Source organism: Paracnuella aquatica (genome assembly GCF_003332885.2).
Lineage (GTDB): Bacteria > Bacteroidota > Bacteroidia > Chitinophagales > Chitinophagaceae > Flavisolibacter > Flavisolibacter aquaticus.
This window is the reverse complement of sequence record NZ_QOWJ01000010.1, coordinates 102,008-120,746: the sequence shown is the minus strand read 5'-3', so window position 1 is coordinate 120,746 and position 18,739 is coordinate 102,008. Positions and strand designations below refer to the sequence as shown.

22 protein-coding genes are annotated in these 18,739 nt (G+C 49.7%); 7 read left to right on the top strand and 15 right to left on the bottom strand.

Annotated features, from left to right (window positions below; all coding sequences use genetic code 11):
• Positions 1–14: 14 nt before the first annotated feature.
• The 7 genes from DRJ53_RS14575 to DRJ53_RS14545 form a co-directional block, all read right to left on the bottom strand.
• Positions 15–713 (bottom strand): phosphoadenylyl-sulfate reductase, encoded by a 699-nt coding sequence (locus tag DRJ53_RS14575; RefSeq protein WP_114236384.1) that lies wholly within the window; start codon positions 711–713, stop codon positions 15–17.
• Positions 714–837: 124 nt separating this feature from the next.
• Complete coding sequence (locus DRJ53_RS14570) at positions 838–1,479, bottom strand: peroxiredoxin (protein ID WP_114236383.1); 642 nt, start codon at positions 1,477–1,479, stop codon at positions 838–840.
• Between the two features lie 76 nt (positions 1,480–1,555).
• On the bottom strand, positions 1,556–2,005 hold the full coding sequence (locus tag DRJ53_RS14565) for an RrF2 family transcriptional regulator (RefSeq protein WP_114236382.1): 450 nt from the start codon (positions 2,003–2,005) through the stop codon (positions 1,556–1,558).
• A 74-nt stretch (positions 2,006–2,079) separates the two neighbouring features.
• Entirely contained in the window at positions 2,080–2,472 is a 393-nt protein-coding gene (locus tag DRJ53_RS14560; protein ID WP_114236381.1) for an OsmC family protein, read from the bottom strand.
• A 48-nt stretch (positions 2,473–2,520) separates the two neighbouring features.
• Complete coding sequence (locus DRJ53_RS14555) at positions 2,521–3,561, bottom strand: cation diffusion facilitator family transporter (RefSeq protein WP_114236380.1); 1,041 nt, start codon at positions 3,559–3,561, stop codon at positions 2,521–2,523.
• Positions 3,562–3,834: 273 nt separating this feature from the next.
• Positions 3,835–4,587, bottom strand: a complete 753-nt coding sequence (locus DRJ53_RS14550; RefSeq protein WP_114236379.1) for a superoxide dismutase — start codon at positions 4,585–4,587, stop codon at positions 3,835–3,837.
• An 81-nt stretch (positions 4,588–4,668) separates the two neighbouring features.
• Positions 4,669–6,165, bottom strand: a complete 1,497-nt coding sequence (locus tag DRJ53_RS14545) for an LptF/LptG family permease (protein WP_241558561.1) — start codon at positions 6,163–6,165, stop codon at positions 4,669–4,671.
• A 67-nt stretch (positions 6,166–6,232) separates the two neighbouring features.
• Here DRJ53_RS14545 and DRJ53_RS14540 point away from each other — a divergent pair, with 67 nt between their 5' ends.
• Positions 6,233–6,892: a hypothetical protein gene (locus DRJ53_RS14540; protein ID WP_114236378.1), complete on the top strand. Its 660-nt coding sequence runs from the start codon at positions 6,233–6,235 to the stop codon at positions 6,890–6,892.
• Here DRJ53_RS14540 and DRJ53_RS14535 read toward each other — a convergent pair.
• On the bottom strand, positions 6,825–7,208 hold the full coding sequence (locus DRJ53_RS14535; RefSeq protein WP_114236377.1) for an START-like domain-containing protein: 384 nt from the start codon (positions 7,206–7,208) through the stop codon (positions 6,825–6,827). The genes DRJ53_RS14540 and DRJ53_RS14535 overlap by 68 nt on opposite strands.
• A gap of 280 nt (positions 7,209–7,488) precedes the next feature.
• Here DRJ53_RS14535 and DRJ53_RS14530 point away from each other — a divergent pair, with 280 nt between their 5' ends.
• The 4 genes from DRJ53_RS14530 (at position 7,489) to DRJ53_RS14515 (ending at position 11,377) form a co-directional block, all read left to right on the top strand.
• Entirely contained in the window at positions 7,489–8,367 is an 879-nt protein-coding gene (locus tag DRJ53_RS14530; RefSeq protein WP_206609796.1) for a sigma-70 family RNA polymerase sigma factor, read from the top strand.
• A gap of 268 nt (positions 8,368–8,635) precedes the next feature.
• Positions 8,636–9,958 (top strand): signal recognition particle protein, encoded by a 1,323-nt coding sequence (gene ffh / locus DRJ53_RS14525; protein WP_114236376.1) that lies wholly within the window; start codon positions 8,636–8,638, stop codon positions 9,956–9,958.
• Positions 9,959–10,243: 285 nt separating this feature from the next.
• Positions 10,244–10,693: a 30S ribosomal protein S16 gene (gene rpsP / locus DRJ53_RS21835; RefSeq protein WP_114236375.1), complete on the top strand. Its 450-nt coding sequence runs from the start codon at positions 10,244–10,246 to the stop codon at positions 10,691–10,693.
• Positions 10,694–10,858: 165 nt separating this feature from the next.
• On the top strand, positions 10,859–11,377 hold the full coding sequence (locus DRJ53_RS14515; RefSeq protein ID WP_114236374.1) for a ribosome maturation factor RimM: 519 nt from the start codon (positions 10,859–10,861) through the stop codon (positions 11,375–11,377).
• A gap of 93 nt (positions 11,378–11,470) precedes the next feature.
• Here the strand turns inward: DRJ53_RS14515 and DRJ53_RS14510 are convergent, their stop codons facing one another.
• Positions 11,471–12,088 (bottom strand): DinB family protein, encoded by a 618-nt coding sequence (locus tag DRJ53_RS14510; RefSeq protein ID WP_114236373.1) that lies wholly within the window; start codon positions 12,086–12,088, stop codon positions 11,471–11,473.
• A gap of 179 nt (positions 12,089–12,267) precedes the next feature.
• Positions 12,268–12,846 carry a Crp/Fnr family transcriptional regulator gene (locus DRJ53_RS14505; protein WP_114236372.1) on the bottom strand — a complete coding sequence of 193 codons (579 nt, stop codon included), beginning with the start codon at positions 12,844–12,846 and terminating at the stop codon, positions 12,268–12,270.
• 160 nt (positions 12,847–13,006) lie between these two features.
• Here DRJ53_RS14505 and DRJ53_RS21145 point away from each other — a divergent pair, with 160 nt between their 5' ends.
• Together DRJ53_RS21145 and DRJ53_RS14495 are read left to right on the top strand one after the other, a co-directional pair.
• Positions 13,007–13,267: a hypothetical protein gene (locus DRJ53_RS21145; protein WP_123893584.1), complete on the top strand. Its 261-nt coding sequence runs from the start codon at positions 13,007–13,009 to the stop codon at positions 13,265–13,267.
• 106 nt (positions 13,268–13,373) lie between these two features.
• Complete coding sequence (locus DRJ53_RS14495; RefSeq protein WP_241558560.1) at positions 13,374–13,880, top strand: c-type cytochrome; 507 nt, start codon at positions 13,374–13,376, stop codon at positions 13,878–13,880.
• A 258-nt stretch (positions 13,881–14,138) separates the two neighbouring features.
• On the opposite strand, the gene DRJ53_RS14490 is transcribed toward DRJ53_RS14495, so the two are convergent.
• From DRJ53_RS14490 to DRJ53_RS14470, 5 genes are all read right to left on the bottom strand, one after another.
• Positions 14,139–14,906 (bottom strand): ABC transporter permease subunit, encoded by a 768-nt coding sequence (locus DRJ53_RS14490; protein ID WP_114236370.1) that lies wholly within the window; start codon positions 14,904–14,906, stop codon positions 14,139–14,141.
• A complete protein-coding gene (locus DRJ53_RS14485) occupies positions 14,899–15,666 on the bottom strand; it encodes an ABC transporter ATP-binding protein (protein WP_114236369.1) in 768 nt (255 codons plus the stop codon). The genes DRJ53_RS14490 and DRJ53_RS14485 overlap by 8 nt, the downstream gene beginning before the upstream one ends.
• Before the next feature lie 91 nt (positions 15,667–15,757).
• A complete protein-coding gene (nosD, locus tag DRJ53_RS14480; protein ID WP_114236368.1) occupies positions 15,758–16,990 on the bottom strand; it encodes a nitrous oxide reductase family maturation protein NosD in 1,233 nt (410 codons plus the stop codon).
• Positions 16,991–16,999: 9 nt separating this feature from the next.
• Complete coding sequence (locus DRJ53_RS14475) at positions 17,000–18,034, bottom strand: nitrous oxide reductase accessory protein NosL (protein ID WP_114236367.1); 1,035 nt, start codon at positions 18,032–18,034, stop codon at positions 17,000–17,002.
• 101 nt (positions 18,035–18,135) lie between these two features.
• Complete coding sequence (locus tag DRJ53_RS14470; protein WP_114236420.1) at positions 18,136–18,696, bottom strand: fasciclin domain-containing protein; 561 nt, start codon at positions 18,694–18,696, stop codon at positions 18,136–18,138.
• Between the last annotated feature and the right edge of the window lie 43 nt (positions 18,697–18,739).

The window sequence follows — 18,739 nt, the reverse complement described above, 5'->3', positions numbered from 1 at the left end:
GAATCTTATGCTAACTATTTAACCAGATGCAGCCCGCACTCTTTGTGCGATGCCTCCCACCACCAGCGGCCGGCACGCGGGTCTTCGCCGGGTTCGATGGCGCGGGTGCAGGGTGCACAGCCAATGGAGATAAAACCTTTGTCGTGCAGCGGGTTGTACGGCACGTTGTTTTGTTTGATGTACCCGATCATTTCATCGTAGCTCCAGTGCAGCAACGGGTTGATCTTGTACATGTTTTTTTCCGGCAGCCACTCCACCATAGGCACCGATTTGCGGTGGTCGTTCTGCTCGGCACGCAGGCCGGTAATCCATACATCGGCATCGGCAAGGGCCCGGTTCAGCGGCTCTACTTTGCGTATGCCGCAGCAGGTCTGGCGGTTTTCAACCGAATCGTAAAACAGGTTGATGCCCCGCTCCTGCACCATGTTTTGCACGGCATCGGCTTGCGGAAAAAACACCTGGTACTTCATTTTGTAGCGGGCCTCGGTTTTTTCCATGGTTTCGTACACCTCGTTAAAAAGGCGACCGGTATCGATGGAAAAAATGGTGATGCCAATCTTATTTCGGGCAATGATGTCCGTTAGTACCTGGTCTTCCTGGCCCAGCGACGAAGAAAACTTAACGCGGCCGGGAAAAAGCTGCGCTGTTTTTTGCAACGCCACTTCTATCGGCTCGGTTGCGTAGAGGTTTTGTAAATGTTCCAGGGATTGCATGAGCGGGTTTGCAGTTTTGCTGCAATGGTATTTTTAATAATTATTGATTACTTATTATTCATTACTAATAGCATCTTTTACAAGTCTGAATAATCAATAATAAGTAATCAATAATCTATGCTAATTAAGACTCCACGTTTGGCTGAGGGGTATAGCGCAGGTAAGGCTTCACCACTTTTACGCCTTTAGGGAATTTTTTGATGGCATCTTCAGTACTTACTGCGGGCACTACAATCACGTCTTCGCCGTGGTTCCAATTGGCAGGTGTAGCCACGCTATAGTTGGCGGTCAGTTGCAGTGAGTCTACCACACGCAGCACTTCGTTGAAGTTGCGGCCGGTAGAGGCAGGGTAAGTGATGCTCAGTTTCAGTTTTTTGTCGGGCCCGATCACGAACAAGGAACGCACCGTTGCTTTTTCAGAAGCGTTGGGGTGGATCATGTCGTACAAGCCGGCTACAACTTTATTCTCATCGGCAATGATGGGGAAGTTGACCAGGCAGCCCTGTGTTTCTTCAATGTCCTTTTTCCAACCGTGGTGCGATTCCAGTGGATCAACACTTACGGCCAGCACTTTTACATTACGCTTCGCAAACTCTTCGCCCAGCTTGGCTGTAAAGCCCAGCTCGGTGGTGCATACCGGGGTGTAATCGGCAGGGTGCGAAAAAAGGATGCCCCAGCTATCGCCCAGAAATTCGTAGAAATCGATGGGGCCGTTGGTGGTTTCTGCCTGAAAGTTGGGAACAATATCGCCTAAACGTAATGACATACTGATTGGTTTTTTGGTGAACAATGGGTGTAAAAGTAATGCGGAATAACTACCCTACCAAACGAGTAGACTTTTTTCACATTTTTGGTGGCACCAATCCTGCCACCGGGTTGCGGTCCTTTGCCACCAGGTCGGCCAGCGTTCGGTTTTCCATGATGGCCAAAGTAGCATCCCGCACTTCCACCAGGATGTCGTGGAGGCCGCAAAATTTTTCGTTGCAGTTTTCGCAGCGCTGGTAAAAATAAAGGCTCACGCAGGGCAGCATGGCAATGGGCCCGTCAATGAGCCGAAACACTTTGGCAATGCGGGTTTCGGAAGGGTGCGCTTTTAAAAAATAACCGCCGCCCTTGCCTTTCTTAGAGTCAAGAATGCCCGTGTTTTTGAGGTGCAGCAGGATGTTTTCCAGAAACTTCAGCGGAATTTTCCGTTCCTCCGAAATCTCTGAAATCAGCACCGGCCCTTCGTTATATCTTTCTACCAGGTGGGTAAGCGCCTGAAACGCGTAATAGGCTTTTTTCGTTAGCATCTGATATGGATTTGCCCGTTCAAAGGTAGGCCACACCTGCAGTTGTACCGCTGAGGTTTATCAAATGTGCCACGTTATGCAGCCGGCAGCAGCTCGATGGTGTACGTGATCGGGCTGTTCTTTTGCAACATGGCGGCCACGCCACAATATTTTTCCAGCGACAGGTCGATGGCCTTGGCCACTTTATCCCGGTTTTCCTCGCCGGTTTGCACCCGGTACACCAGGTTGATGGCTTTAAAAACCCGTGGATGTTCGTCGGTTTGCTCGGTAACGGCGTCAATTGCAACAGATCCAAAAGGCACCCGCATTTTTTCCAACAGGCTTACCAGGTCGATGCCGGAGCAGCCGGCCAAGCCGGTAAGCAACAGCGCCTTGGGGCTAAACCCGTCGCCGTCAATTTCAATTTGTTCGCCTTTGTATGTGCTGGTAAATGCGTTGCCGCTTTTCCAGGTGGTGGTTGTTTGCATATAATGAGCTTGAATTGTATACGGCGCAATTTACGAAGGATTGGGCGGCTATGGCTGCGCTGCCGCGTTGCCCGTATCGTCGCCAGAGGCCTGGTGCCAACCGTGCTTTTCGTTTTGCAAAATATTGTCCATGGTCCACACCAGCTTTTCCTTAAAAGGATGCTGCCGCACCGGGCAGGCCCTCTTTTCGCAGAGCGGGCACTGAAAATAAAGGCAGCCATCGGAGTGCACAAAAAGCTCGAGGGTTTCGCCAAACTCTTTGCGCACCACGGCAGCCAGTTGGTCTACTTCTTCATGTGCCTGGTGTACGTTGAAATACCAGGGCACTGTCAGGTGGCAATCGAGGTGCAGCACATTGCCGTATTTAATCACCCGCAGGTTGTGCAGGTCCACCCATGCATCGCGGCGGGCCGCATTGAGCACGGTTGTCATTTTGGTGAGCAGTTCCATGTCGGCTTCGTCCATAATGCCCGCCACCGATTTGCGTACAATGCGATAACCGGTAACGGCAATGTAGGCGCCAAAACCAAACGCAACCGCCGCATCGATCCATTGCCAGCCGGTAAATGAAATAAGCACCAGCCCAAGGATAATACCGATGGTAGACCAGGTATCGGTTTGCAGGTGGCGGCCACTGGCCATCAGCGCCAGCGAACCGGTTTTGCGGCCTTGACGCAAGGCAATGCTGCCCAGCAACCAGTTGACCACCGCGGTGGCGCCCACCAGGTAGATGCCGGTGTCAACCGCCTGCAGCGGCTGTGGGTAAAAGAAGTTTTTTGCGGCCGTGTACAAAATAATGGCGCCGGCCGACAGCACCAATGTGCCTTCGATGGCGGCGGATAAAAATTCCGCTTTGCCATGCCCGTACGGATGGTTGGCATCTCGGGGCTGCGCCGATACATGCAGGCTATACAGCCCGATAAAACCCGCCACCACATTTACAATACTTTCCAGTGCATCGGTTAGCACCGCCACCGAATGTGTTAGCGACCAGGCCACAAACTTTACCACCAACAGTACCGCACCTGCAATGGCAATACCGCGCTGCAGGCGTATATTTTGGATGCTGTCGGTTGTGGGTTGGGACATGGGAGTTGAGATTAGGAGTTGGTAGTTGATAGTTGGTAGTTATGGTTTTGTAGTATTGTAATTTATAGGAAATGAATCAAGGCAGTATTGAGTTTTGCTGGTTGTTGAAAAATGTTGGGACATGTAAAAATGTTTTTCGATGAAAGATTTTGCTGCCAATATTTACGCCACTTTTCGATGCATCACTATTGGTGCAAATACATTAGCCTGCACGTTCAACACTATCAACTATCAACTACCAACCGTCAACTGTCAACTCCCAACTGCCAACCCTCAACTCCTAAATGCTGCTGCGTATCGTTTACCAACAAAATCCCAGTTCACTACCTGCCACCAGTTTTCAATGTAATCGGCACGGCGGTTTTGGTAGCGCATGTAATAAGCATGCTCCCACACATCGAGGCCCAATAATGGAAAGCCCTTGAGGTCGGAAACAGGCATCAGCGGATTGTCCTGGTTGGGCGTAGCGCCAATGCGCAGCTTTTTATCTCCGTCGAGCACCAGCCATGCCCAGCCCGAACCAAATAAATTTTTACCGGCATCGGCCAGACCATTTTTCAATGCTTCAAATGAACCAAACGATGCATCAATGGCAGTGGCCAAACTACCAATAGGCTGGCCGCCACCGCGTGGGCTCATGATTTTCCAAAATAGTTCGTGGTTGTAATGCCCGCCGGCATTGTTGCGCATGGCAGTGGAGTATTGATTAATGTTTCGCAACACATCTTCCAGCGGCTTCGAAGTATCCACACCTTCGGCCTTTGCAGCATCCTGCAGGTTGGCTGCATAGCTAGCTGCGTGTTTGGTATAATGCAGCTCCATGGTGGCCGCATCAATAGCGCTGTTCAGTGCGCCGTACGTGTACGGCAGCGGCTCCTGTTTGAAGCCTGTGCCGCTTGGGCCTTTTACCCGGCGCACCACTGCGCAAGAGCTAACCAACGCAGGCATACTTAGCGCGGCGCAAGCACCGATGCCCGCCTTTCCGGTTTGCAGCAAAAATTGTCTTCGATTGGCTAAACGATGCATGCAACAAAAATTACGGGTGTACCAATTTGCGTGCAAAACTGCGGCGCAGCCGCATACAATTCTAAAAACCGGGTATTGGAATTATGCGGGCTTTGCAGTTTTGCCTGCCCGCCTTGCTTTAAAGCGGCTCCATGCCCGCTGGTAAAATTCGCGGTTGAACAGCTGCGAGTCGTTCACTGCTTTTACCGTTAAAAACAGCCCGATGGGCACCAGCACATACGACGAAAGCCACATGCCGTTGAACGGATGCAGCGAGCCCGCCCGGGACAATTTTTCGCCGGAGGTGCCCAGGAAATAAAACACCATGAAAAAGATGATGGAAAATACCATGGGACTGCCCAGGCCGCCTTTGCGAATAATGGAACCCAGTGGCGCACCAATTAAAAACAGCACGAGGCAGGCCAGCGAAAGCGAAATTTTGCGGTGCCATTCAATCTGGTATTTGCGCAGGTCGCGTTGACGGTCGTTGTATTGCGTTACCACCAGCTCGCCGTTGCTTTTAAGCGCCTGCACAATGCCCTGGCTGCGTTGCCGCACCATTTGTTGCATCGAGTCGGGCAGTATTTCGCTAAACGATTTTACTGCGGGCACTTTTCCTGCGATCGCCCAATTGCTATCGAGGTGTGCACGAAACTCGGCCGACGACAACACATCGCGGCGCACCTGCGGCGCAAAGTTGTTGGCGTCTTTGCGGATCGAATCAATGGCCACGCCCAACTGGCGCATGCTCAGCATCCGCTGGTTGTTTTTGTTGACACTGTCGGAGGTGCGCTGAAACTGGAACGAACTGAGGTCGAACTGCTTGGTATATTGGTCAAATCCAAGCCGCACAAATTCGGTGTTGGCCTGCGTGGTGTTGCCCCGCTCCTGGTAGCGCCAGCCGTTTTTTAAAATAAATTCCAGGTACCGTTTGTTGTCCGAAATCCGCATCACGCCGTCTTCGGCAATGATAAAGTTGTCCTGCAAACTGGCACCGGCCTGTTCGTAAATAATGATGTCGCGGATTACGCTGTCGTTCGGTTCTTTTTTACCGATCTTGATGGCGAAGCCCGAAATCTTATCGTAAAAAACGCCTTCCTTGATGTCGAATGACGGTTTTGCATAAACGATATCAGCCAGCAGGGTGCGGCTTTTGAGATTGGCTACGGGAATGATGTAGTTGGAAAAAAGAAACGCGATGAAACAAATGGTCAGCGTTACAAAAAAAAGAGGCCGCATAAACCGCAGCAGCGATATGCCTGCCGATTTGATGGCCACCAGTTCGTAGGTTTCGCCCAGGTTGCCAAAGGTCATGAGCGAAGACAGCAATACCGCCAGTGGCAGGGCCAGCGGCACCAGCACCGCACTTTGGTACCAAATAAATTCGGCAATGACACCGGCACCCAGGCCTTTGCCCACAAAATCGTCGATATACAGCCAGAAAAACTGCATCACCAGCACCAGCAGCGTGATGAAGAACGTGGCCACAAACGGGCCGATAAAGGCTTTTATAATGAGTTTATCCAGCTTTTTCAGCACCTGCGTAATTTTTTCTTTTGAACCACCAATACACCAAGACAGGAACGGTACACGAAGCAATCTTCTTTGTGTTGCTTCGTGGCCTTTGTGTCTTAGTGGTTCAAATTAATCCACTTAATTTCCGTTTATGGAGGAGGCAAAAATACAGCTTTCGGCTGCCGAGATGGCGTTGGTATACGATGCGGAACTGATTTTAACGAAGAACCGTATTATGGAAAAAGCAAAGGCGCTGCTGGCAGGGCTGCAACACCAAATGCAAGGGGTGCAGGTGGCGGCACCATTTGCCACTGTACCGCCCAAAATTGCCCGCGGCGAAAACTATGGCGGCCTTCCCTACCTGATGCTCGATTACCCAAGGCTGTTTGGACAGGAAGACATTTTTGCCATCCGCACATTTTTCTGGTGGGGCCGTTTTTTCAGCAGCACCCTGCACCTTTCGGGGGTTTGGAAAAATGAGCTGGCAAACCGCATTTCTGAAAGTTATCCACAACTGGCCCAGCGCGGCTATTTTGTACAAACGGGTCCCGATCCGTGGGCACATCATTTCGATGGCGGCAATTACCAGCCGGTCAAGGCATTTACAGCAACGGGCTTTGCAGAACTGGTGCATAGCCGGCCGCATATAAAAATTGCTGCATGGTGGCCGCTTCAAAGCTGGCCTCATGCAGCAAATAATTTATGGGAAAGCTGGTGCTTTTTGCTGGAACAGTGCGGGGCGCTTAGTTGCTACCCAGGCGGTGAAACAGGTCTTTCACCTGATAATCCCAAAGCATGCTCTGGTCTTTGATTTCTTTTTTTTCCGCAAAATCTTTGATCACCAAAATGGTCTGGTTGGTTACTTCCGATTTTTCGATGCGGAACTCAAAGTATTCTTCCTTCGGGGCATGCGTCCAGTGATACCGCACAAAACGGTCCTCTTCGCTTTCCACCACTTCGGCAATTTCCGAAGAGCCATTCCACGAAAAAATAAACTGCCCGTCCCGCTCATCTACCTTATCGGCAAACCACTCCTGCAGGCCGCTGGCCGTAGACAGGAACTCGTACAGGATTGCAGGAGAACAGCGAACCGGGTATTCTAATGTATAGAGTTGCTTTTTACTCATTTGCGCTAATTAAGCTTGTCGGGGGGTGCAATAACAGGAAAATAATTCAACCACCAAAATTTTTTCCTACCTGCCGATAGAAACGTATTTAAGCCTTTTTCAAAAAATGTAAAAGGAATCTTAAAATAATTTTTTTTCACATTGCAGGTTTTCTTAATTTGGACAAACGAACACACAACCTACGAACTGATGCACCCGGAAATGTGATGGAACATTTGGGATCCCTTAGCCAAGACGGACCTGAACTGCAACCTCAAATAACCATCTTAAATGCCATCCTATGAGCATGCGTCAACTGAAGATCACGAAGTCAATCACCAATCGTGAATCTCAAAGCCTGGAAAAATACCTTCAGGAAATTGGCAAAGTGGACCTTGTTTCACCAGAAGAAGAGGTACGCCTCGCCACACTCATCAAACAGGGCGATCAGCAAGCCCTCAACCGCCTCACCAAAGCCAACTTGCGCTTTGTAGTGTCTGTTGCCAAACAGTACCAGAACCAGGGCCTTTCCCTCCCCGATCTCATCAACGAAGGAAACCTTGGCCTGATCAAAGCCGCTCAACGCTTTGACGAAACCCGCGGGTTTAAATTCATCTCCTACGCAGTTTGGTGGATCCGCCAATCTATTTTGCAGGCTCTGGCCGAGCAGGCCCGTATTGTGCGGCTGCCGCTCAACAAAGTGGGCCTCACCAACCGCATCCAGAAAGCGTTTTCGCAACTGGAACAGGAATTTGAACGGGAGCCTTCCGCCGAAGAACTGGCCGACCTGCTGAACATGGACCTCGAGGAAGTGGCCTCCAGCCTGGGCATCAATGCCCGACATGTAAGTATGGATACGCCCCTTTCGGAAGGTGAAGAAAGCACCCTGCTGGATGTGCTGGAAAATACCAACGCCGAAAAAACCGACAACGAGCTGGAATACAAACAGTCGTTGCGGATCGAGATCAACCGGTCGCTGCAAACCCTTACGGAACGCCAGAAAGATGTGATCTGCTACTTTTTCGGCATCGGGGTTGACCACCCGCTGAGCCTGGAAGACATTGGTGAAAAATTCAACCTCACCCGCGAACGGGTTCGGCAGATCAAAGACAAAGCCATCACCAAACTCAAAGCCAACAGCCGCACCAAAGCGCTCCGGCCATACCTGGGTGGGAACTAGTTGGGTGTTGACAGTTGATAGCTTGGGGCATTATTGATTATTGGATTATTTATTATTGGCTGCAAAACAGAGCAAACTTCAGGTTTGCCAATCTTCTTATATTTGCAACTTGTACAAGTGAATAGGCTCTATTCACTTTTTTATTGCCCTGAAATAGAACCACAAAGGCACAAAGACAAACAAGATGCACCAAGAAATACTTTGTGTGCCTTTTGTTCCTTGGTGTCTTTGTGGTTCAAAAAACATAATTCAAAGCACTACTCATACTATGTTCGAATCATTAAGCGACCGGCTGGAAGGTGCCTTTAAAAACCTGAAAGGTGAAGGAAAAATCACCGAGCTGAACGTAGCGGCCACGGTTAAAGAAATTCGCCGGGCCCTGGTGGACGCCGACGTAAACTTTAAGATTGCCAAGGAATTTACCGACAAAATAAAAGACGAAGCCCTCGGCGAAAAAGTGATCAACGCCATTTCGCCCAGCCAGCTGATGGTGAAGATCGTAAAGGACGAACTGGTATCCCTGATGGGTGGCGAAGCAGCCGAATTCAATTCCAAAGGCGCACCGGCAGTCATCCTGATTGCCGGCCTGCAGGGTTCGGGTAAAACCACCTTTAGCGGCAAGCTGGCTAATTTCCTGAAAAAGCAAAAAAAGCTGTCTCCCATCCTGGTGGCTGCCGACGTGTACCGCCCTGCGGCTATGGAGCAGCTTCGTGTGCTGGGCGAGCAAATTGGCGTAGACGTGCACTTGGAACCGGAAAATAAAAACCCGGTGGAGATTGCACAAAATGCCATTCGCGAAGCCCGCGCTAAAAACAAAAACGTGGTGATCATCGATACTGCAGGCCGCCTGGCGGTAGACGAAGCGATGATGACCGAAGTGGCTAATATCAAGGCTGCTGTGGCCCCGCAGGAAATCCTGTTTGTGGTGGACAGCATGACCGGCCAGGATGCGGTAAACACTGCCAAGGCCTTTAACGACCGCCTCGATTTTAGCGGAGTGGTGCTCACCAAGCTCGATGGCGATACCCGCGGCGGTGCGGCGCTTTCCATTAAATACACCGTTGATAAGCCCATCAAGTTTATATCGAGTGGCGAAAAGCTGGATACCCTCGATGTGTTTTACCCCGAGCGGATGGCACAGCGGATCCTGGGGATGGGCGATATTACTACGCTGGTAGAAAAAGCCCAGGCGCAGTTCGACGAAGAGCAGGCCAAAAAGCTGGAAAAAAAGATCCGCAAAAACCAGTTCGATTTTGCCGATTTCAAACAGCAACTGGAGCAGATCAAGCGGATGGGTAACCTGAAAGACCTGATGGCGATGATTCCCGGTGTAGGCAAAGCCATCAAGGACATTGATATTTCCGACGACGCATTTAAAGGCATCGAGGCCATTATCAATTCCATGACGCCCATGGAGCGGGCCAACCCCGACAAAATTGACGGCAGCCGCCGCAAACGCATTGCCAAAGGCTCCGGCAAGGACATTTCGGAAGTAAATGCCTTTATGAAACAGTTTGAGCAAATGCGGGAAATGATGAAAATGATGAACAAAATGCCAATGGGCCGCATGATGCCCGGCATGAAAAGATAGTGGCCGCACACACCCATTTTAAGCCCCGCCAACAGCCGTTGCGCGGGGCTTTTTATTTGGGTAAAATGCGCTGCCTTAATCTTGCTGCTGTGCTAACTGATTAGAAATCATGCAAAAAATGGATCGTTTGCCACCCCGGTTTTACCGATTGTTCAGCCAGCGCTTTTTATAGCCGGCAGTTCTTAAATTTTTCCGTAAAATCCCCTCCGGTTTGTCTATATTGTCAGACGGCCTTACTTTTGCGCCGTTAACCTTATCATTCACGCATTTAAATGTCTATTTAAGATGCCAGTTAAAATCCGACTGCAAAGGCACGGGTCTAAGAAGCGCCCGTTCTATTTCATTGTTGTGGCAGATGCCCGCGCCCCACGCGATGGTAAATTCATCCAAAAACTCGGTACTTACAATCCCCTGACCAGCCCCGCTACCGTTCAGCTCGACCGTCAAAAGTCGCTGGAATGGCTGCACAAAGGCGCTCAGCCTACCGACACCGTACGGAAGATTTTATCTCAAAAAGGCGTACTGTACCTGAAGCACCTGTTGCGCGGAGTGAAACTGGGTCTGTTTGATGATGCTACCGCTATGGAGAAATTCCAGTCGTGGCACCTTGAGCACGAAGCCCAGATTCAAAAGCGCCAGCAGCAGGCCATGCAAGAAAGAAGAGCCCGCAGAAATCCACCCTATCGCCGTCAGGAGCGCCCAGCGCCCCGCGCCAGCGAAGGTCAAGAAGGATAACAAACCTGCCTGCTTGAATGTATTAAGGTGGTTTTGCCCGGTGCAAAACCACCTTTTTTTTATGGCGCATACCGCCCATGTTTGCGCCGCTGCTAACTTTAATCAGTTAAAAATCAACACCCCGGCCGGAACTTAGCTGTCCGATTTAAACTTTATCCTCCTGCAATGACCGATTATTTTAAAATTGGAAAACTGGTTTCCATATTTGGCCTTAAAGGCGAACTGATCCTGAAACACAGCCTGGGAAAAAAAACGGCGCTGAAAGGCCTTTCCGCATTTTTTATTGAAGAGCGGGCCAACTCGTTTATCCCTTATTTTATTGAAACGGCCCGCGCCAAAAGCGAGGAAGAAACTTATGTGAAAGTGCAGGATGTGGACACCCGCGAAGCAGCTGTGAAGCTGGCGCAAAAAGAAGTGTGGCTAAAGGAGGAAGATTTCAAAAAGTTTTCGGCAAAAACGGCACCCATCAACCTGCTGGGCTACACCATTGAAGAAAACAAGCAGCCGCTGGGCACCATCCTCGAAGTCATTGAGCAGCCGCACCAGGTAATTTGCCGCCTCAGCATCCAGGAAAAAGAAGCATTTATCCCGCTCAACGAAAGCACCCTGCTGCGCATCGACCACAAAGGCCGCCGCGTGGTGGTGGAGCTACCCGAAGGGCTGCTGGATGTGTATCTCCTGTAAGCAATGCTCTTCCCTATTTGTTATTTATAAAAAAATGCAGGGCACCGTGCCAACGGCACAACACCCTGCATCAAAAATATACAGGTCTTACTATTATCGGCCGGCCAGCGCCATGCCCGACATCAGCACCGGGAACTGGCTGGTAGAAATGCCCAAGGTTTTCAAAGCATTGCGGGCCTGCAGCATATGGCGCTGCTCGTGTGCCACCAAAAACCGGAACGTATCGCCCAATTTTAATTTCACCAGTTTAGAAATCGTGATCGGGATCCGGATCTCGTTGAGGTTGCGTTTCCGCGATATTTCCAACAGTTGGAGGAGCTTGTTCTGGTGTTGGATAAATTCGTCCAGCACGGCCTCGCTGTTCAGCGTTTTCTCGGGGCGGTAGCCCTTGGGCGCCTTCATTTTGTTCTTTACTTCGTACACGTTGCCGGGTAGCATCAGGCGGGTAAAATAATCGCCAAAGAAACCCGGGACAAACCAGGAGCTCCACTCCTTTGGAATAATGGCCACCGATTTTTCGATCTCGGGCAGGTAGTGGCGGTTGTACATATTGAGGTGCTCCAGCACCTGCACCACGCTCCACGAGCCCTCGGCCGGCGGGTAATTGAGCTTTATTTTGTCGATGCCGCGGAAATGCTCTGCGGCGGCAATGATCTGGCGTACGTCTTCCTGGAGTTTATGGATAAGGTCTTCGCTTTTAAACTTTTTCATACAAATGGCTTTTTGAAAACTATTTGAAATGGTTTTGCAAAATCTTTGCCCGCACCCACGCCTGTGGCGCAACACCCCAATCTGCCGACTTAACCAATAAAAAAAAGAATGTTTCCGGCAATTTGCCGCATCAATGTGGCGGAGGAAACGGCCATCAAGTGGCAGTTGTAAGCTTGAGCTTAAATACGTACCGAGCCCAGCAGCTTGCTGAATGTTGCGGGATCGATGCCGAGATACGACGCCAGGTATTTGTGTGGAATAAGTTGCAACACATGCGGGCTGCGTTGCAACAGGCGCCGGAACTTGTCCTCGGCGCTAAAATATTGCAGCTCTGCCTGCCGCTCCAGCAGGCCTTTAAAAGCCAGCGCCGTTGTTTTAAAGAAAAGCGTTTGCACATTGGGGTAATATTGCATCAACCGCTCCATTTGGCCGTAGGTGGTGCGCAAAAACCGGCTGGCCGTTAAGGTTTCAAACACATACTGGGTGGGCGTTTGCGTTAAAAAAGAATCGGCTACGCCGGAAAAGGAATAGGGGTAGGTAAATACCAGCGTGGCTTCGGCACCTTGGGGCGTAATGCAATAACAGCGCTGCACGCCGTCCAGCACAAAATAAAGATGGCGTTCGGTGGTGCCGGATGCGGTGAGTACCACTTTGCGCTTACAGGAAAGGGGCTCCCATTGCGCCAAAAATGCGTCGAGCTCTTCGCTTTTGAGTGGATGAATGGGCGCAATAAATTGTTGTAACAACTGCAGCGGCAACAGTAAATATTTGTTCTAAGATACCTTGCCCTTTTGTTATAAAAAGATGCGTTTTTGCAGGTTATAAAAAATGCGTTGCAACACTGATGCACGCAGTATTGCATATTGAATAAATGCATGCTATTTTTTTTGCACAACCAAAGCAAACAACGCGGTGTACATGCAGCAAAAACACAAAGCATTATGGCACCGCTTTTGGAGGCCTGTATGCATGAAACGGTTTTTATTCATTGTAGTGGTGGCAATGATGTTTGCCGCATGTGGCAACGATTCCGGAGCCAGGCTGGAAGATCCTTCCGGCACACAGCCGCCTTCGGAAGCCATACCTGATTCAATGACCATTGTCAACGATTCGGCTATTGTGCCGGACGCTGCAATAATCAGGGGCGATACAACAGATACGACTCACCAGCACCCATAACCGAAAATGCGATCTACTCATTTTTGTATAAACTATTGCGCTTAACTTTAGGATAAGCCTCAGAACAAGCCTCATATATATTTACTCACTCATCAAATTCATGATCATGAAACTCAACAAACTCATTCCCATCGCAATGGCAGTTGCTGTTGTTATTGGTATTGGTTGCGGCAACGACAGCAATAATGCAGCAAGCACAACAGACAACGATGCCACTGCCACAACGCCTACAACTACCGATGCAGCACCCACTACAGCAGATGCAACTGCCAGTGATAAAGGCATCGGCAAGTTTCAAAACGTGGAGCTTACCCACCCCCTCGATCAAAAAATGGTAGCCAGCGGCAAGGCCGTGTATGAAATGAAATGCCAGAGCTGCCACAAACTCACCGATGAAAAAATGGTGGGCCCGGGCTGGAAAGGCGTTACCGACCGCCGAACTCCGGAATGGATCATGAACTTTTCCACCAACGTGGATGAGATGCTGCAAAAGGACCCTGCTGCACAAAAAATGCTGGAAGAGTGCCTGGTGCGCATGCCCAACCAAAACCTCTCTGATGAGGACGCAAGGGCTATCCTGGAATTCATGCGCAACAACGACGGCAAAAGCTAACGACGATTTCTTAGGTTCCTGAAATCAGGAGTTTTGTACGCCATAACGGTTGTTTATTTTTTTACAAAAAAAGACCACTGTTTGGCTGTTTAAAATTTACCTCCCGAATTTCTCTATAAAAAAACGGGGTGCATACATTTTGAATGTATGCACCCCGTTTGCATTTTTCTCAGTGGCCTTCGGCAGCGCTACACGTCGTCTGGCTGTTTATCTATCGCCTTTTATCTTTTTCTTATTGTATATCTCCTATCGCAATAATCATAGGTCTTTTTTCTTAAACACCCGCACTGCAAGCAGCATGGGAATAATGGCCCACACTACCATGATGCCAATGGTATACAACGCACCAACAGACGAACCAAAAAAGTCTTTATAAGTAGCACCGGTATATCCCATCAAGGCACTGATGTCCATTTTCAACATCAGGAAAATGCGGCCCAGATCCACCGGGTTGAGCGATGACAAGGCTAGTGTCAAACTTTCCAGTGGATAGTCGGAAAAAGCAAACAGGATGCTCAGCACCAACCCATCGTAGATCAACGCAAAATAAAACCACAGCATCAGCGCAATGCCGATGCCCCGGGCTTTATCGCGGGCCAACACAGAAGCCAAAAAAGCCAGCGATGTGAATATAAACGTAAGCAACACACCGGTTAGCAGCAGCGCCATGCCTACCGCATCGGGCTGAAACAAGAGCACCGGGATACCCACACCTGCAAGGAAAGCAGTGGCCATCGAAAACGCAGTGCCGAAATATTCACTCATTAAAATGCGCGACCGGCTCACCGGCTGCGACAACATCAGTTCAATAAACTCGTATGAATTGTAATAGTGAATGGTGGCAAACACCATGCTTACCAGCGGCACTACAATCAGCACAATATTGGTCAGGCTCATCACCGCTTTACTGGTGTTGTCTTCCATGCGAAACAGCGTAACCGCCACTGCCAGCAAAAACAAAGTATAGGCAATCACTACTTTGCTGCGCAAAATATCGTGCAGCACATAACGCGATAGTTTAAGCATAACGCACCTCCATTGATTTTACAATTGCACCCGACTGCTCGGTCGGCTGCACATAACCACTTTTCATTACCGATGCAATGGCGCGGCCCAAACGTTCCTCGCCGGTCAGTTCTTTTAGTTTTCCAATGGATTGATACAGGCGTAGCTTACCATCCTGCAAATACATCACGTCGGTAGTTAGTTCATCCAGGTCAGCAAGTATATGGCTGGTGATCAGGATCAGTTTTCCTTTTTCCTTTTCCCGCATGATTTTTTCCTTTAAAATTTCGGAAGCCAGCGGGTCGAGGCCTGCAGTGGGCTCATCGAGAATCAGCACTTCGGGATCGAACAGAAACGCCAGCACGGCACTTACTTTTTGCCGCGTACCACCCGATAGCGACCGCATGTTTTTTTCCATCAACGCATGCATGCCGTATTGCTCAATCAACTCTTCATCCAGCTTGCGGGTGCCATGGTTGCGTATGTTTTTGATCATCGAAATCACCTGCCCGATGGTCATGTTATCGGGGTAGCGCCCAATCTGCGGCATATAGCCAATTTTATCGCGGTAAGCTACTTCGCTTTGTATGGGTTTACTGTTGAAATAGATCTGGCCCGCATCGGGCTGTACAATACCCAGTATCGATTTGATGAGTGTTGTTTTACCCGAACCATTGGGGCCCACAAGCGACACTACCTGGCCTTTGCGAAAAGCCGCAGAAACATCGTCCAGCGCATGCAGCTTTTTAAACTTTTTGGTGATATGCTCAATCGTGATCATGTCGTTTCATTTTTTATGTCAAAAGTCAAAAACCTGGTGTTTCATCCTGGTGCTTTTTTGCCTTTTATTTTTAATTTTTTACTGAATTGTGCTACAACTTCAATGCTTTTAAAAGTGGCCGTTCATCCCTTAAGTTTTCAGGTGTGAGGCTAGGCAAAGCCTTCTCAGCTTTTTCCAATAGCGCCACCATAAACGAACGCAGCAGCATCAGTGCATTGGGGTTTGTTTCAATGATGGCGGCATACATACTTACAGGATGATAGGGCACATCGCCCACGCCATCGCGGTTACGGTCGTAGCCTTCGTATTTATCCCAGTAGTTCTGGTTAAAGTCGTTCAGCACCAGCGACCCGTTGGTGCTGATGTCGAATGTATTGCGGTGAAAATTGTTGCGGTTAAATGCATTGTCCATACAGCTGGCCGATACTTTTGCGGCCCAGCCGTTTTCTTCAAAACTGTTGCTGGTGGCCTGTATGCGGCTGGTACCTTCCATCAGTATGCCTACGGTGTTTTTAAAAAAACGGTTGCCTTCAATGCGGCTGTCGTTGATGTCTTTCAGCAGCAGGCCATATGCCGCAGGGCCCCAGTTGTTGATAAACCGGTTGTGCAGCATCGTTACTTTTTTCGAATACATCACAGCTACACCGGCACCGTTGTTTTGAAACGTATTGGATATATAAGTATCGTCGTTGGAGAACATAAAGTGCAGGCCGTAGCGCAGGTTGCCTTCGCTCTTATTTTTACGGATCAGCGAGTGGCTTACAAATTCAAAGTAAATACCATCGCGGTGACCATGCACTTCGTTGCCTTCTACCAGCATGTTGTTGCACTTCCACAGATGTATGCCGTTGCCGGTGGTATTTTCTGTTTTGGTTAAGCCAAAAAAGTAATTGCCCCGAACGGTTGAATGCCGCGTGTTGGCCACGTGCACCCCGAAATATGTTTTGAAAAAGCGGTTGCCTTCGATGGTTACATTGGTGGCATCGATCACCTTGATGGCTGCATAATCGTTCATGGCCGAATAGCCCGAGTTGGTGAACTGAAAACCTTTTACCGTAATGCGGTCACCACTGAGGGTAAAGATCTCGTATTTATCATCGCCATGCAGCAGCGGCCAGCCTTCGCCAATAATGGTGAGCGGCTTGGTCACCACAATGTTATTGATATAATACAGCCCGTTTTTTACCAGCACCGTATCGCCGGCAGCTGCTGCTGCCACCGCCTGCCTGATGATGGCATATTGCTGGCCTTTGCCCACGGTAAGTGTGCGGCTTTGTGCCTGTATGCCCAGTGCAAAAAATAATATGGTCAGGAGTACTTTCATGCCGAAAAATTATTGGAGGCCGTTCCAGTCAACCGCTTTGCCGCCGCTTTGTGTCGCAGCCGCATCGGCCGCTTCTTTAGTGGCAAAACCAGCAGTGTTGCTGCCCATTGGGCTGCGCAATGCACCACCCTGAACAAAGTGGGCCGCTTCCACTGAAACGAATTGGTCTTTGTTGGCGTAATCGGTGGTGAGCACCTGCGCAATGTCGGATTGCGGCACGTCGCCGGCTTTTAAAAATCCTTTCATGCAATGCAGATCATCAAACTTAAACACCTTGCCTTTTTTGGTGATGACCTCGCCGCCAAACTGTGCGGTCATAAGGGTCATTTTGCAAAAATGACAACCGTCTTTGCCAATGGCAAACGGCTGCGGGCCGCTTTGGCAGGCCGACAACACAAAGGCCAGCATCAGCAGCGCTGCAAAACTTTTGGTTGAAGCAACGGTTCCTTTCAGCATCGGTGATGTTTTTAATTTTTTTCCGCGGCGCCATTCCAGCACCAGCACGGTAATAAAGATCAAACCTGCTACCACAATCACCCAACCGCCCGAATCGGGATAGGAATAAGCGTCGAAATTCAGCAGTTTTTTATGGCCGATGAGTGGTGGCTGATAGCTAAAACCGGGCACCTGTATGGCTGCCGTTGGATCGAGGTTGTGGCCGTAATCGTATCCCCACATCCAGAAATCGACCATGGCTGCCACGCCGCCGGCCAGCAATAAAATAACGTAAGCCAGCAGGGCTTTAAGGCGGCCCAGTGCGGCTACCAGCAATCCCAGTACAATAAATGCGCCTACCACGTAAACGAGGTAGGTAAACTCGGGAAACATTTCCACTTTAATATGCTTCATGCCGATGTAGTGGTTGAGGCCATTGATGATCTCCACCTGGCCGGTAAGCTGGTTCAACCAGATCTGCATGCTCAGCCCTTCGGGATATTGCGGGGCCATGAGGGTAATTTCCCAAACGGGTAAAAAATAAGTCAGGATCAGCAACAGCGACGCTGCTACCAATGCCATACGGTTGAAGGGGCTGATCTTGTTCATATCGAATCGTTTTAGAAAGTTGGAAGACCGATGTCCGAAGTCCGAAGAAGATTAACCAGAACTTTCTTCCGACTTCGGTCTTCAGACTTCGGACTTTCGGACTATTGGGGCAACAGCACGCCGTCGATTACATGAATGATTCCATTCGATGCAGGCACCGATGCAACCACTGTTGCAGTGCCGTTGATCACGGTCTTGCCGTCTTTTTTCGAAACAGTAATATTGCCGCCATTCACCTGGTTCAGGGTTTGGCCGTCCTGCAGCATTTCGGGTTTGATGATGCCTACATACACATGGTATTGGAGTATGTCTTGCAGGTCTGCTTTTTTATCATCTTTCATCAGTGCATCCAGCGTTGCTTTGGGCACTTTATCAAATGCAGCATTGGTGGGGGCAAACACGGTAAAAGGTCCGGCGTTGCTCAGCACATCTACTAGTTCGGCCTGCTTTACAGCGGCCACCAGCGTTGTGTGGTCGGGCGATGCCGCGGCAACTTTCACCACGTCTTTTGCCGATTCATCGTCCTGCACCGCCGACTGCCCGCCGAGGGATGCAGCTTCGGTATTGTCTGATGCTGTTGCCGTTTCGGCAGCACCGTTGCCACAGGCCGAAATACTTGCGGCGATCAGTGCGGTAAAAGCAAGGTGAACAATGCGTTTCATAATCATTTGTTTTGGCAAGTTGATGTTAGGAAATAGAGTCCGG

Excerpts from the sequence above, each read along its gene's own strand:
- DRJ53_RS14515 (WP_114236374.1), top strand. The coding sequence starts at position 10,859 with ATGACCGATTATTTTAAAATTGGAAAACTGGTTTCCATATTTGGCCTT.
- DRJ53_RS14535 (WP_114236377.1), bottom strand. The coding sequence starts at position 7,208 with ATGAGTAAAAAGCAACTCTATACATTAGAATACCCGGTTCGCTGTTCT.
- DRJ53_RS14555 (WP_114236380.1), bottom strand. The coding sequence starts at position 3,561 with ATGTCCCAACCCACAACCGACAGCATCCAAAATATACGCCTGCAGCGC.
- rpsP (WP_114236375.1), top strand. The coding sequence starts at position 10,244 with ATGCCAGTTAAAATCCGACTGCAAAGGCACGGGTCTAAGAAGCGCCCG.
- ffh (WP_114236376.1), top strand. The coding sequence starts at position 8,636 with ATGTTCGAATCATTAAGCGACCGGCTGGAAGGTGCCTTTAAAAACCTG.
- DRJ53_RS14570 (WP_114236383.1), bottom strand. The coding sequence starts at position 1,479 with ATGTCATTACGTTTAGGCGATATTGTTCCCAACTTTCAGGCAGAAACC.
- DRJ53_RS14540 (WP_114236378.1), top strand. The coding sequence starts at position 6,233 with ATGGAGGAGGCAAAAATACAGCTTTCGGCTGCCGAGATGGCGTTGGTA.
- DRJ53_RS14470 (WP_114236420.1), bottom strand. The coding sequence starts at position 18,696 with ATGAAACGCATTGTTCACCTTGCTTTTACCGCACTGATCGCCGCAAGT.
- DRJ53_RS14485 (WP_114236369.1), bottom strand. The coding sequence starts at position 15,666 with ATGATCACGATTGAGCATATCACCAAAAAGTTTAAAAAGCTGCATGCG.
- DRJ53_RS21145 (WP_123893584.1), top strand. The coding sequence starts at position 13,007 with ATGCAGCAAAAACACAAAGCATTATGGCACCGCTTTTGGAGGCCTGTA.
- DRJ53_RS14575 (WP_114236384.1), bottom strand. The coding sequence starts at position 713 with ATGCAATCCCTGGAACATTTACAAAACCTCTACGCAACCGAGCCGATA.
- DRJ53_RS14495 (WP_241558560.1), top strand. The coding sequence starts at position 13,374 with ATGAAACTCAACAAACTCATTCCCATCGCAATGGCAGTTGCTGTTGTT.
- nosD (WP_114236368.1), bottom strand. The coding sequence starts at position 16,990 with ATGAAAGTACTCCTGACCATATTATTTTTTGCACTGGGCATACAGGCA.
- DRJ53_RS14565 (WP_114236382.1), bottom strand. The coding sequence starts at position 2,005 with ATGCTAACGAAAAAAGCCTATTACGCGTTTCAGGCGCTTACCCACCTG.
- DRJ53_RS14530 (WP_206609796.1), top strand. The coding sequence starts at position 7,489 with ATGAGCATGCGTCAACTGAAGATCACGAAGTCAATCACCAATCGTGAA.
- DRJ53_RS14490 (WP_114236370.1), bottom strand. The coding sequence starts at position 14,906 with ATGCTTAAACTATCGCGTTATGTGCTGCACGATATTTTGCGCAGCAAA.
- DRJ53_RS14560 (WP_114236381.1), bottom strand. The coding sequence starts at position 2,472 with ATGCAAACAACCACCACCTGGAAAAGCGGCAACGCATTTACCAGCACA.
- DRJ53_RS14550 (WP_114236379.1), bottom strand. The coding sequence starts at position 4,587 with ATGCATCGTTTAGCCAATCGAAGACAATTTTTGCTGCAAACCGGAAAG.
- DRJ53_RS14475 (WP_114236367.1), bottom strand. The coding sequence starts at position 18,034 with ATGAACAAGATCAGCCCCTTCAACCGTATGGCATTGGTAGCAGCGTCG.
- DRJ53_RS14510 (WP_114236373.1), bottom strand. The coding sequence starts at position 12,088 with ATGAAAAAGTTTAAAAGCGAAGACCTTATCCATAAACTCCAGGAAGAC.